The 12,025-nt window shown below is 47.6% G+C and carries 11 protein-coding genes; 7 read left to right on the top strand and 4 right to left on the bottom strand.

Annotated elements, in window-relative coordinates; all coding sequences use genetic code 11:
* Positions 1–95: 95 nt before the first annotated feature.
* Positions 96–998 (top strand): ribonuclease H family protein, encoded by a 903-nt coding sequence (locus AYR61_RS07750; RefSeq protein WP_082409148.1) that lies wholly within the window; start codon positions 96–98, stop codon positions 996–998.
* A 764-nt stretch (positions 999–1,762) separates the two neighbouring features.
* On the opposite strand, the gene AYR61_RS07760 is transcribed toward AYR61_RS07750, so the two are convergent.
* Entirely contained in the window at positions 1,763–2,326 is a 564-nt protein-coding gene (locus AYR61_RS07760; RefSeq protein WP_056987745.1) for a DUF2179 domain-containing protein, read from the bottom strand.
* 127 nt (positions 2,327–2,453) lie between these two features.
* Between AYR61_RS07760 and AYR61_RS07765 the strand changes: the two genes are divergently transcribed.
* Together AYR61_RS07765 and AYR61_RS07770 are read left to right on the top strand one after the other, a co-directional pair.
* The gene (locus AYR61_RS07765; RefSeq protein WP_065902500.1) at positions 2,454–3,014 is read left to right on the top strand and encodes a sugar O-acetyltransferase; all 561 of its coding nucleotides are present in this window, start codon (positions 2,454–2,456) and stop codon (positions 3,012–3,014) included.
* Between the two features lie 450 nt (positions 3,015–3,464).
* The gene (locus tag AYR61_RS07770; protein ID WP_082409441.1) at positions 3,465–5,096 is read left to right on the top strand and encodes a BCCT family transporter; all 1,632 of its coding nucleotides are present in this window, start codon (positions 3,465–3,467) and stop codon (positions 5,094–5,096) included.
* Between the two features lie 412 nt (positions 5,097–5,508).
* Here the strand turns inward: AYR61_RS07770 and AYR61_RS07775 are convergent, their stop codons facing one another.
* Positions 5,509–7,047 (bottom strand): aminotransferase-like domain-containing protein, encoded by a 1,539-nt coding sequence (locus AYR61_RS07775; RefSeq protein ID WP_225356463.1) that lies wholly within the window; start codon positions 7,045–7,047, stop codon positions 5,509–5,511.
* Positions 7,048–7,087: 40 nt separating this feature from the next.
* Here AYR61_RS07775 and pdxS point away from each other — a divergent pair, with 40 nt between their 5' ends.
* Both pdxS and pdxT read left to right on the top strand, forming a co-directional pair.
* Positions 7,088–7,975 carry a pyridoxal 5'-phosphate synthase lyase subunit PdxS gene (gene pdxS / locus AYR61_RS07780; RefSeq protein ID WP_056987746.1) on the top strand — a complete coding sequence of 296 codons (888 nt, stop codon included), beginning with the start codon at positions 7,088–7,090 and terminating at the stop codon, positions 7,973–7,975.
* 11 nt (positions 7,976–7,986) lie between these two features.
* Positions 7,987–8,559, top strand: coding sequence for a pyridoxal 5'-phosphate synthase glutaminase subunit PdxT (gene pdxT, locus AYR61_RS07785; RefSeq protein WP_065902503.1), 573 nt, complete (start codon positions 7,987–7,989; stop codon positions 8,557–8,559).
* 49 nt (positions 8,560–8,608) lie between these two features.
* On the opposite strand, the gene AYR61_RS07790 is transcribed toward pdxT, so the two are convergent.
* Together AYR61_RS07790 and AYR61_RS07795 are read right to left on the bottom strand one after the other, a co-directional pair.
* Positions 8,609–9,547, bottom strand: coding sequence for a phosphoglycerate dehydrogenase (locus AYR61_RS07790; RefSeq protein WP_054711647.1), 939 nt, complete (start codon positions 9,545–9,547; stop codon positions 8,609–8,611).
* A 105-nt stretch (positions 9,548–9,652) separates the two neighbouring features.
* Complete coding sequence (locus AYR61_RS07795) at positions 9,653–10,315, bottom strand: hypothetical protein (protein WP_065902505.1); 663 nt, start codon at positions 10,313–10,315, stop codon at positions 9,653–9,655.
* A gap of 414 nt (positions 10,316–10,729) precedes the next feature.
* Here AYR61_RS07795 and AYR61_RS07800 point away from each other — a divergent pair, with 414 nt between their 5' ends.
* Together AYR61_RS07800 and pgmB are read left to right on the top strand one after the other, a co-directional pair.
* Positions 10,730–11,191 (top strand): universal stress protein, encoded by a 462-nt coding sequence (locus AYR61_RS07800; RefSeq protein ID WP_054711648.1) that lies wholly within the window; start codon positions 10,730–10,732, stop codon positions 11,189–11,191.
* 142 nt (positions 11,192–11,333) lie between these two features.
* Entirely contained in the window at positions 11,334–12,005 is a 672-nt protein-coding gene (gene pgmB / locus AYR61_RS07805) for a beta-phosphoglucomutase (RefSeq protein ID WP_054711649.1), read from the top strand.
* Positions 12,006–12,025 lie beyond the last annotated feature (20 nt).

Below are 12,025 nucleotides of genomic sequence, written 5' to 3' on the forward strand. Positions count from 1 at the left end.
TTAACTTTAGCATATTATAAGGTAAATGAAAATTGATACGGCCTAGTTTATCAACATCTTAACTATAAATAGTCAAAATTAATGGAGCGATAGTCTTGAGCAAATATTATGCAATTAAAAACGGACGGCACCCTGGTATCTATACCACTTGGGATGACGCCAAAAAACAGGTCGATGGATTTTCCGGTGCGGTGTATAAAAGTTTTAAACAACGTAGCGACGCCGAAACATTCATGGCCGGGGTTGATCCGACAGCGGGTCATAGCAGATCAGGTAAACGACCAATTAAAACGCCAGTGCACGCGACTCCTGACCAGATTGTCGGATATACGGATGGCGGTTCGCGAAACACCGGTAACGTCAATGGCGGTCATGTGAAGGCCACCGACAAAGCCGCCTGGGCTTACCGGCTGGAACTGCCAGACGGCACAATTGTCGCCGATTCCGCTGGCGAATGGGGGGCCACGAATAATCGGATGGAGATCATGGCCCTGATCAAAGCGCTAACTAAGTTGCGGGATCTGGATAAAACGGATGCGGATATTCACATGGTATTAGATTCGCAATATGTTTTAAATGCCATTACAAAAAATTGGATCAGCGGCTGGAAACGACGCGGTTGGAAGCGGTCAGCCGGTGAGCTAGTCAACGCTGAATTGTGGCAAGAACTGGATGGACTTTTAAGCCAGTTTAGTCATTTATCCTATGCTTGGACGAAGGGGCATGCGACGAACGAAGGCAATATTTTTGTCGATGATCTGCTGAATAAGTCAATGGACGAAATGAAGACTGGCGAGTCACTGAAAGCTACCCATGAAACGGTCGTTAAGGGTGCCAAGCCAATTGCACCAGCGGTTCCGGTGCCACCGAAGCGGCCAGCAGTAAGTGATTCAAAACAGGCTAAAAAACCTGATAAACCACTTTCTGAGGACGTTAAGAAGTCTGTTTCGGATATTGAGAGTTCTTTGGGGCAGTTGGATTTGTTTAAGGATCTATAGAGTGTGAAGGAAAACGGTAGGAAGCGGAGTGTAACCCAACGATGACAGAAAGGCCTGATTTTGGCCTTTCTGTCAGAGTTGGGTTACATGCAGCTTCCTGTTTTCCGAAACGCGTTTCGACTCAAGGACAGAGAACCAGAAGAAAGGCCTGATTTTGGCCTTTCTGTCAGAGTTGGGTTACATGCAGCTTTCTGTTTTCCGAAACGCGTTTCGGCTGAAGGACAGAGAACCACGAAGAAAGACCTGAACTTGGCCTTTCTGTCAGAGTTGGGTTACATGCAGCTTTCTGTTTTCCGAAACGCGTTTCGGCTGAAGGACAGAGAACCACGAAGAAAGACCTGAACTTGGCCTTTCTGTCAGAGTTGAGTTACATGCAGTTTTCTGTTTTCCGAAACGCGTTTCGGTGTGGCAGCATATCCAGACAACTTGAATGGTTAACTTATGAATGATTCAAAAAGCGTGTGCCGACTGGTTTTGTTGGCATACGCTTTTTAGGACATGTAAATTAGTATCTGTTAATTTGACCAGTTTTAGGATAGAATCATTATTTAGGGACACTATGTTTTCCTCACTTTCGATTACTTTGTGGTGATTTAATCGTACCATGTGAGGACATAGCGTCCTTTTATAATGGAATAAGACAATAAAAAAGCTGGCATTGGTGTGGTCACCAATACCAGAAATTTTACAGCCGCTTTTTGATTGGGTCTATTTTTGATCTTGGTCGTCTTTCTTGGCAACCGCCCCTTGCCTTGCTTCACACTCTACTCCCTGTGTGTTGCCTTCCTAAACCTCTGATCAACTTCCTTACTCCAAAAGCCACCAGACATGTGGGTTGGTTCGTTCACCATAATGAAGGCGTCTGGCGCTAGTTCGTTGACCAGCGTCATCAAGCGCCGGTCCGCTTTCCGCGGTGCTAGAATATTCATGATCAATCGGGTACCGTTTCGACCATAGCCCCAAGTTTCAGTGACGCCATAGCCGTGGTCACGAATTTTTTCTGGTAACGCCTTGTTTTGCTCATAGTTCTTATCGTCATTATTAATATTGACCGTTACTTGAAAGTTGACGTAGCCCAACGCCACGTGGTCTTCAATGATAATCCCTAGGTAAATGCCCAGGCCAAAGCCGACCGTATATGCAATAACGTTCAACGGAGAGTTAATATTTTTTAACGCAATCGCCAGCGCAATAACGTAAACGAATTCTTCAAGGACTGCGAGTAGCGGCGCCCAGAGTCTTTGCCGCCGGACGACCAACATGGTCCGAAACGTGTTAAGCGTGATATAACAAGCGTTTAGTAGAAAAATTGTTGCTGCAAGTTTCATTTAAACCGCCTCTATTCTTAAAAATGAACACATCTATTTTAGTGTGTTTAGGCGTGTGATGAAAGTATTTACCTCGCAAGTTTCATGTTTTTAGTGTGCTATGATAAGAGACAAGGAGGAATCTTAAATGACGACTGAACGCGAAAAAATGACTGCCGGTGAACCTTACCAGCAGTTTGATAAAGAATTGATCGACCGGCGAGTATACATTCGTCAGCAGATCGAAGAAATTAACCACATTACTAATAATAACAACCGTAACGACCGGTTTAAGGCACTACTGGCGGATACCGGGGACGACTTTTTTGTTGAAAGTGACTTTAAATTTGATTACGGCTTCAACATTCACATCGGGGATCATTTTTATGGTAACTATGACATGACCTTTCTGGATACCTGTCCCATCACGATCGGCTCACACTGTTACTTTGGCCCCAACATTGGGCTGTATACGCCAGTGCACCCGCTTGACCCAACGAAGCGGAATGCTGACGTTGAGCTTGGAAAACCGATCACCATCGGAAATAGTGCCTGGCTTGGCGGTCGGGTAACCATTCTTCCTGGTGTGATACTCGGCGATAACGTTGTGGTGGGTGCCGGGGCGGTAGTCACAAAATCATTTGGCGACAACGTTGTGATTGCGGGTAATCCAGCCCGCATCATAAAAGAGATTCCGTCAAAAGCGTAAGTCATGATTTAAAAAGTTCTCAATTGCTTAAAACGCAAATTGAGGACTTTTTGTGTGGACTGATAGTCGATAACGATATTATAAATGGCAAGGAGTAAAGTGATTATTTTGATGACGCTTTCAGCTAGAGTAAGCAACGCATCAGTGATTATTTTAAAGGGGACAAATGACTAACCAACAGCTCAACTTGTTTTATAACAGATCAACCAACTGGCGCACACTTACTGTTTCATATGACTTTGCTTATTATTGTACTCGATTTTACTTATTATTTTAAACGTGTATAATGAATAATGTAAATTTGATCGGGTTTCTTTGGAAACGGCAATTTGTTGCAGAAAACGCTGTTGCAGGTGGTCTATGACTAGTCTCAGCAGCGTTTTTGTGTACAATTTGCAATCTGATCAAAAATACGCTGATTTTTTTGAAATTAAACTGAAAAAATCCGGCATGAGAGATTATAAGAGGAGGATTATTATTTTAAGAAGCAAGTTAATCAACAAGTGGGTCTTTGTTCCAACTGTTGGTTTGTTTCTGATGGCTACGTTGGTGTTAATGGTGGGCGGAAAGGGTCTGCAATCACCGTTAAGTGGTCTTCTGAACTGGATTAACCTGAAGTTGGGATGGCTGTATCTTGGTATCTATATCGTCAACTTCGTCTTCTTAATTGGATTGGCATTTAGCCATTACGGCAAGATTAAAATTGGAAAACCAAATGACAAGCCAATGTATAGCGGGTTCAAGTGGGGTGCGATGGTGTTCGCCACCGCAATCGATGCCAGTATCATGATGCTATCGATCACCGACCCGTTGACGTTTATCCAACATCCAGCGTTTCATTTACACGCCTACTCAAACGCAGCGTATGTGGCTGCAACGGCATACGGCCAGTTTAACTGGGGGCCGATGGCGTGGATGATGTTCGCGCCCGCAGCAATTTTGATCGGCTACCTGATGTATCGCAAGGGTCAGCCGGTCCAAAAATTGAGTGACGGCATTGCGATGTTGAATGGAAAATCACCATTGAAGCATTTTCTGGCCGGTTTGGTCAACTTCTTGGTGGTTGTCGGCATTATTGGCGGTGTTGGTTCGTCGATCGGGATGGAAGTGCCGATCACGGCCAAAGCGTTCTCGAGTGCAACCGGGGTGAAGTATGGTTTGCCTCTGGAACTTGGGTTATTCGCCGTTTTGTTTGTGCTCTTCGCTATGACGGTCTTTAAGGGCCTAAATGGTGGTATTGACCGTTTGAGTCAGGCACATATCTGGTTAGCCATTGGTTTTCTGGTCTTAATTTTGGCAGTGGGTCCAACCCGCTACTTAATTGTGAACCAAGCAAAGAGTCTGGGCGTTCTCGTCCAGAAGTTTATTCCGATTGCCACTAACACGGCTCCAAGTGTCACCCAGCAGGATACGATTTTCTACTGGGGTTGGTGGCTGTCATACATGCCTGTGATGGGCTTGTTTATCGCAAAGATTTCACGGGGCCGAACCATTCGGCAAATGCTGTTTGGGATGCTGCTCTACGGGTTTACAGGCTGTGCGTTGTTCTACGCCGTTATGGGTGGCTATGCACTCTGGCTGCAGCAAAATGGGGTCATTAACCTGGTCCACATTTTGAACACCCAGGGTCAAGCTGCGACGATTGCGACCGTCATTGGCACGTTGCCGATGAAGTCGATCATGACGCTCCTATACTGTGCGTCATGCTTCATCTTCCTGGCTACGACCATTTCGGGGTCAGCTTACATCCTGTCGTCGTTTACCAGCACGCCGTTGAATAACCGCGAACCAAGTCGTTTTAACCGGATGACTTGGGTGGTCGTCTTCATGATTTTTGCGTTCTCACTGGTATTAGTGGGTGGGTTCAACGTCATTCAAACGATATCAGTGATTGCCGGCTTCCCATTAATTGGAGTCGTCGTGATCGTCCTAATTTCCATCTACAGGTTGGTCCGTCGCGATTCCGAACTGGTCTTCAGCCCAAGCGAGACGGATATGAGTCTCGACGAGTTGCCAGCAACGGTGGAACGCAAGTCAGCAATTAGGGGAAAGTTGATTTTGTCGCCTAGGAATGTGGCCTGAGCGCGGAGCAAGGCGTTTTGAGGGCGGAGTGTAAGGTGTTTTGACCCGAAAAGTCCGGTTCTGACTTTTTGGGTCGAAACGCCTTACACAGGAGCCCTCAGCCTTGCGGAGCGCGTTACGGCACGGTAGCCAAGAAAGACGCTGACTTTTAAACCTAAAGTCGGCAAAACCATTCAAAGCAAATAACACGCAAAGATAAATACTGCAATTAAAAAACAGCCTTAGAAATCAATCCGATTTCTAAGGCTGTTTGTTTTCTATGGGAAGGAGGGCGTTAAACCTCTTTCTAGGCAACCGTGCCGAAACGAGTTTCGGAAAACAGAAAGCTGCGCGTAAGCCAGCTCTGACAGAAAGGCCAAGTTCGGGCCTTTCTGCCAGAGCTAGCTTACACTCCGCTTCCTCCCGTTTTCCTTCACTCTCTATCCATCAGTTGCCCCATCACCCGTGCCCATTTTCTTGTCAGCTCCGGCACTAAAGCGTCAGTAAAATTCGTAAAGCTAAGCCGTAACTGGTTCTTAGTCACCCCAAACAAAAATCCGGGACGAACTAGCAGTTCATTATTTAAAAACAACGTGTAATCCGATGGCACCAGTTCATGTGGCAGATTCAAAGTGACCCACACATTATTGCCGTTTACCGGTGGCTGAATCGTTAACCGACCAGCAGACTCAAACGGGGTCAAAGCTCGTTTGAGATTGTCGTAACGGGTCTGAAGCTGGGCATTTTGCTGGTGTAATTGGGCTGCTAAATTAGGCTGAGTTAAGAATTGGGAAGCGACTAACTGCGGAAATATACTGATACCAGATTCCATTTCCTGCCGAATATTGGCCAACCGATCCACAAGCTGTGGCGGGGCAATCAACCAGCCAATCCGCGCGTTGGCACCAATCAGTGATGACAGCGAGCCGATGTAGAGCACGTTATCAGGATCGAGCGCCTTTAAAGGTTTGATTGCTGCCCCAGTGAGTGCGAGGTTCATGCCCAACGGATCATCTTCCACGATGGGAAGTTTGAGTTCTTGACACTTTGCAATCAACGCTTGCCGTGCGTGAAGCGGCATGGTTTGTCCGGTTGGATTCTGCCCGGTTGGATTCACAAAAAGAAACCGTAAGTGGTGGCGGTAGTATAGCCGTTGCAACTCATCTAGATCCAAACTGCCATCAGGACTTAACGGAATACCAAGTACTCGGATCCCAGCGGCTTGAAACAGTGACAGTTGGTAAAAGTACGATGGCTTTTCAATCGCAATCGCATCACCATACTGTAAGAGTCCCTGAGCAATCAAATAAAATGCCTGTTGCGCCCCGGATGTGATCAGAAGCTGGTTTGCTGTCAAAGGTTGGTCCAGGTAGGTCGTTAAATGACGTATCAGCTGGTCCTTTAAGGCTGCTGAACCGCTAATGTTGACGTGCCGTTCCTGTGCCACAAGCTGGTTGCCGGACAACGCAGTCATTTCCACCGGTAATGCGAGGTCGGCACCAATACTTGAGTGGGCGAGGTTGATCACGTGCGGCTGCCCGTCTAGTTGGCGAAGGCGAACCATATAGTTATCTGGATCGCTCAACCGGTTAGCGGTGAGATAGCTTTGCCAGTCCACTTTTTGGGAGAGCACGCCCCACTTACCAGAGTTGACCCAGGTGCCGCTGCCGACTCGGCGTTCCAGAATGCCGCGGCTGACCAGTTCATTAAAGGCGTGCTGAACGGTTGACCGGTTGACGTTTAATTGTTTGGCTAATTGCCGTTCTGGCGGCAGTTGCTGACCCGGTAAAAGGGTGCCCTCTTGCAAGCCGGTCGTAATCAGTTGAATGATTTTTTGATAGGGCGGTTGTGTCCCTGAAGGTAAGTCCCACTGCATGTTAAGCCCCACTTTCAAAAATTGGTTGGGATAATTGCCTGCCAATTGGTGGTAGGCTTTTTCATTAGAATACCATAAGATGAGTTCGCGTTTCAATTAGAAAAAACACATTTAAACGAGAGGAAGTTTGTGGGTTATGGTAGAAACTGGAACAACACTTGTTAAACGAGGTATGGCTGAAATGCAAAAGGGCGGCGTCATTATGGACGTGGCGAACGTGGAACAGGCTAAGGTCGCTGAAGATGCTGGCGCCGTTGCCGTTATGGCACTGGAACGCGTCCCATCAGATATTCGAGCGGCTGGCGGCGTTGCCCGGATGTCCGACCCTGCGATGGTTGAGTCCATCATGAATGCAGTGACCATTCCGGTTATGGCAAAATGCCGCATCGGCCACATCGCCGAAGCCCGGATCTTGGAAGCTATTGGGGTTGATTACATAGATGAAAGTGAAGTACTGACACCAGCGGACAATAACTATCACATCGATAAAAACGACTTCAAGGTGCCATTTGTTTGCGGTTGCCGTGATCTTGGTGAGGCACTGCGCCGGGTCGGTGAAGGCTCATCAATGCTGCGGACGAAGGGTGAACCCGGGACAGGGAACATCATTGAAGCCGTTCGGCACATGCAGAAAGTCAACGAGCAGATTCGCCAGGTCACGTCAGCTAAACCAGAGCACCTCATGGCGATTGCTCGCGATCTCAGAGCGACTTACGAACTTGTGAAACAGGTTCATGATCTTGGAAAATTACCGGTCGTTAATTTTGCGGCTGGTGGTGTTTCAACGCCTGCCGACGCCGCACTGATGATGAATTTAGGTGCCGATGGGATCTTTGTTGGCTCAGGAATCTTTAAGTCTGAAAATCCTGCGAAGTTTGCGAAGGCAATCGTTACGGCAACGGCGCACCCAACTGATTACAGTCTGATTGCTGAAGTGTCAAAGAACTTGGGCAACCCAATGAAGGGAATCGAATTATCAACGCTGACGGAGGACCAAAAGATGGCACCCCGCGGTGTTGAATAGGAGGTGCTGATATGGAGATTGGCGTTTTAGGGTTGCAGGGTGCGGTCAGTGAGCACGAACGTCTATTGACTGCCTGTGGTGCAACGACTCGTCGGGTCACGACGGCAAACGATTTTGAGGGGCTTGACGGCATCGTGATTCCCGGCGGTGAAAGTACCGCTATTCGGAAATTGTTAGTCCGCGAAAACATGTTGGTGCCGCTGCGAGAGTTGATTGCAAAGGGCTTGCCAACGTTTGGTACCTGTGCGGGTATGGTGTTGTTAGCCCAACCTGAGAGTCTAGCCGGGATTCATGCAGATGTTGCGCGCAACGGGTTTGGCCGGCAGCGGGACAGCTTTGAAACTGACCTAACCGTTCCAGGCTGGAATACGCCATTTCCAGGCGTGTTCATCCGGGTACCGTATTTGAAGTCGGTCAGTGGTCCAACCGAGACACTTATTACCTTGAGCGATGGCCGCATTGTCGCAGCACGTGAAAAAAATGTCCTTACGACAGCGTTTCATCCGGAACTGACAGGCGATACGCGGTTTCACCAATACTTTCTTGATGAGTTTGTGAGGACGCCTGTGAAGCAGACACACTAAACCACAACGAAAAACGCCCACGACCTTGAAAAAGGTGCGGGCGTTTTTGCTATTCTGGTTGGTTAACTGCCCAGTCAGGGGTCTGACCAGACAGGACTTGATCAATCATTTTAGACGCACCAACGGCCATGCGATTGTGGGCTTCTAACGTCTGTGCAGCTGTGTGTGGTGTCAAAAAGACGTTGTCTAGATCGAACAGGGGACTGTCAGTTGGTAACGGTTCCTGGTCAAACACATCCAGCGCTGCACTTTCAATCGTGTGCGTTTTCAGTGCGGTGATCATTGCGTCTTCGTTGATGATCGGACCACGTGCCAAATTAATAATTGAAGCGGTTGGTTTCATCATTTCAAATTCAGCCTGACTGATCCGACCTTCAGTTTCGGGCGTTGCAGCGAGGTGGATCGTAATGTAGTCCGATTCTTTAAACAGCGTGTCCCAATCAACGAAGGTTCCATAAGTGGTTTCACGTGGGGTACGATTATAGATCAATACGTTGACGTCAAAGCCGGACAAAATTTTAGCAACACTTTGCCCAATGTGGCCGTAGCCAACGATGCCAACTGTTGACCCAGCGACATCTCGGCCCATTAATTTGAGGGCACCACTGAGGTCGCCGGCGCGCATTTTTTGGGAGATCCAGGGACTGCGCTTGGCAAGCAATAGCAGGTCGGACACAGCGGATTCAGCAACACTTACGGCGTTGGCACCTGGTGTATTGGTTACCCAGACACCTTTGGTTGCCGCGTACTGGGCGTCAACACTGTCGTAGCCAACACCATAACGGGCAAGTACTTTTAAATTTGGCAACTTGTCATAGATCGTATTTGGAATAGGGGCGACAAAGAGAATCGCTGCTGAAACATCAGGATGATCAAGCAAAGCTTGCTCAGTTACATTCGGAACGGTGATAATATCGTAGCCCTTTTCTTTTAAATAATGATTTGATAGGGTATCCGCCGTAGCTGGCATAATAATTTTAGGCTTCATAATCGATGGTTCCTTTCTATCACGTGGGTTTAGTATACGATAAGTTTACCACTGAATGATTTTTAAGGGCAAAGAGACAGGCCGGCACACCGTCGATTTAATCTGTTACAACCGTTGATGCTTCAACTTACGAAAGACCCATTTATCACTCGTTGCGATAAAGCTACCCTGAAAGATCAGGGCGACCAGCGTCCCAATATTGACGGCCCAAATAGTGTGTTTAACGATCAGTGTAATGATGATGATCGTAATCGGGGTCGCGTAGGCGACAAGTTGGGCAAGAATGGCGTTCCCGTGGAGAAAACGGAAGCGAATGATCTGCATCAGGTCATCGTTTGGATGCAAGATCAAATTGATGCGCTGGTAGATCGAGATGCCAGCTGCAATCAGCATGATACCCACAATGTCTAACAGCACTCGAGGAATGAGCGGCAAGCTATTGATGCCCGACCTGACCATGAGCGCCGCCAGACCACTGACCAAATAACTAAACGGGATCATGAAACAAAAATTCCCCAGCATCCGGTGCCAATCCGCGTGGTGCAGCAACACAGCGTTCACCGCAACCACGGCGACCCCTTCGAGCAGCAACATGTTACCTAGGCTGACGGGAAAGAGGTGCGAGAGATTGACCGCTGAGGCCGTCCACATGGCGCTCCCAAGATTGAGAGACACTGTGAGTGCGTTACCGAGACTATTGATCATAATCGAGACGAGAAGCAGCACAAAATCGCCGAATATAGTGGGTTTTCCATTTGCCTGGTACATTGATTTACTCCTTTTTTAAACGTCCTTAAGGCGCCGAATTGACGCTCACAAGTCAACATGATACCACAATTGCGTCTGTCTGAAAGCGATACCGAAAGATCCATGAAATTAATTTGAGAATTTAGTCATTAAGAATTGCGTAAATGCGTCACAACTTATAAAATAACGGTGTGACCACAGAAAAAGTAAAACGTAGAGGTGGTTACCATTCATACTTGTCTTTCTATTGGTTAATGAGCAATGACACCCTGCCAAGTGTTAACGCTATGAAGGCTAGACTGTGACCACAGTTTATGAATTTTGTTGACGTCATATGTCAATTCAACTAAGAAAGGGAAGCTATATTTTCTTTCTGAGTACAGCTACGCAATTGCGCTGACTTTTCTACGTTTAATATAGTAGGTAATTTTAAAAATGTCAGAACCAGATGAATTTACACCACTTTTCTTCAATCGGGTCTTACTGACCGTGGATGAAGATGATAGCACCTCTACACAGCGGGCATTCCGCTATGCCGTCACTGTTGCGCGCGACTACCAGGCCCATTTGGGTGTGTGTTCCGTGATTGAGAGTCAGGATATTAACATCTATGACTCAATGACGCCTTCTAAGGTTCAGGAAAAGCGTGACGCTGTTCAGGCCGTTGTGGACCGCTATGCTGCGGACGCAAAGAAGGCCGGTATCAAAGATGTGACTGGCTTTGTGGGTGAAGGCGGCGATGTTGACGATACGATCCTTGATGAGATCATTCCTGATTTCCAACCGGATCTGATCGTTTGTGGTGCTGATACGCAGTTTGCAAGTCACCGAGTTGCAGGCACCGTCAGCGTTCAACTGGCAAAAAAGGCGCCGGCTTCTGTCATCGTTGTCAGATAACAAGGCGTCCCTCACCGTTTTAGACGGCGGACGCGTTAAAATAAGGCACGGGAGAGGCTCTCGTGCTTTATTATTTTTCTTTTATGCAACCGTTTGCAATGCTATAATATAACCAATTAAACCGGTAAAGAAGGGGAGTACAATGACATCGTTTTCGCAACTTAAGGGCTGTCTGTTCGACCTCCATGGCGTCATTGCGGATTCGTCGACCTACCACACCCAAGCCTGGCATCAATTGGCAACTGATCTGGGGGTCACGTGGACGCAACACTTAGCAGACCAGTTACTCGGCATGAGTCGTGACGCGGCGGTTGACACCATTTTAGCTGCTGGTAATATGACGCAGGCTTTTACGGATGCCGAGAAACGCACGCTTGGCGACCGCAAAAACCAATACTACTTGGCGCTGATACAAACCATGTCCCCAAAGGATATTTTGCCAGGAATCACCCCATTTTTAAACGAGCTTCAGGCAAACGGCTACGGGATCGTTTTGGCTTCAGCTTCGGTGAATGCCCCTGTTGAGATTCAAAAAATGCAGCTGACCGACTACTTTCCACTGATTGTCGACCCCAAAACACTTCAGCATAATAAGCCGGACCCTGAGATCTACGTTCGCGCAGCTGAATTGTTAGATTTGGCGCCAGACCAATGCATGGGCTTTGAAGACTCTCAACCTGGATTAGCAGCTCTGAATGGGTCAGGGGCGCTATCCGTTGGCGTTGGTGAGCCAGACGAAATTAAGTCCGCTGATGTTCAGTTACCAAGTACGCAGGCACTGACGCTCGCAAATATTGAACGGGCGTTGCTTTAAAAAATAGTCCTCATTCACGA

Origin of the sequence: Secundilactobacillus paracollinoides (genome assembly GCF_001702155.1) — a bacterium.
GTDB lineage: Bacteria > Bacillota > Bacilli > Lactobacillales > Lactobacillaceae > Secundilactobacillus > Secundilactobacillus paracollinoides.

What these genes read in the sequence shown, in the direction of transcription:
- AYR61_RS07770 (WP_082409441.1), top strand. Translation starts at nt 3,465, where the DNA reads ATGAGAGATTATAAGAGGAGGATTATTATTTTAAGAAGCAAGTTAATC.
- pdxS (WP_056987746.1), top strand. Translation starts at nt 7,088, where the DNA reads ATGGTAGAAACTGGAACAACACTTGTTAAACGAGGTATGGCTGAAATG.
- pgmB (WP_054711649.1), top strand. Translation starts at nt 11,334, where the DNA reads ATGACATCGTTTTCGCAACTTAAGGGCTGTCTGTTCGACCTCCATGGC.
- AYR61_RS07795 (WP_065902505.1), bottom strand. Translation starts at nt 10,315, where the DNA reads ATGTACCAGGCAAATGGAAAACCCACTATATTCGGCGATTTTGTGCTG.
- AYR61_RS07790 (WP_054711647.1), bottom strand. Translation starts at nt 9,547, where the DNA reads ATGAAGCCTAAAATTATTATGCCAGCTACGGCGGATACCCTATCAAAT.
- AYR61_RS07765 (WP_065902500.1), top strand. Translation starts at nt 2,454, where the DNA reads ATGACGACTGAACGCGAAAAAATGACTGCCGGTGAACCTTACCAGCAG.
- AYR61_RS07760 (WP_056987745.1), bottom strand. Translation starts at nt 2,326, where the DNA reads ATGAAACTTGCAGCAACAATTTTTCTACTAAACGCTTGTTATATCACG.
- pdxT (WP_065902503.1), top strand. Translation starts at nt 7,987, where the DNA reads ATGGAGATTGGCGTTTTAGGGTTGCAGGGTGCGGTCAGTGAGCACGAA.
- AYR61_RS07800 (WP_054711648.1), top strand. Translation starts at nt 10,730, where the DNA reads ATGTCAGAACCAGATGAATTTACACCACTTTTCTTCAATCGGGTCTTA.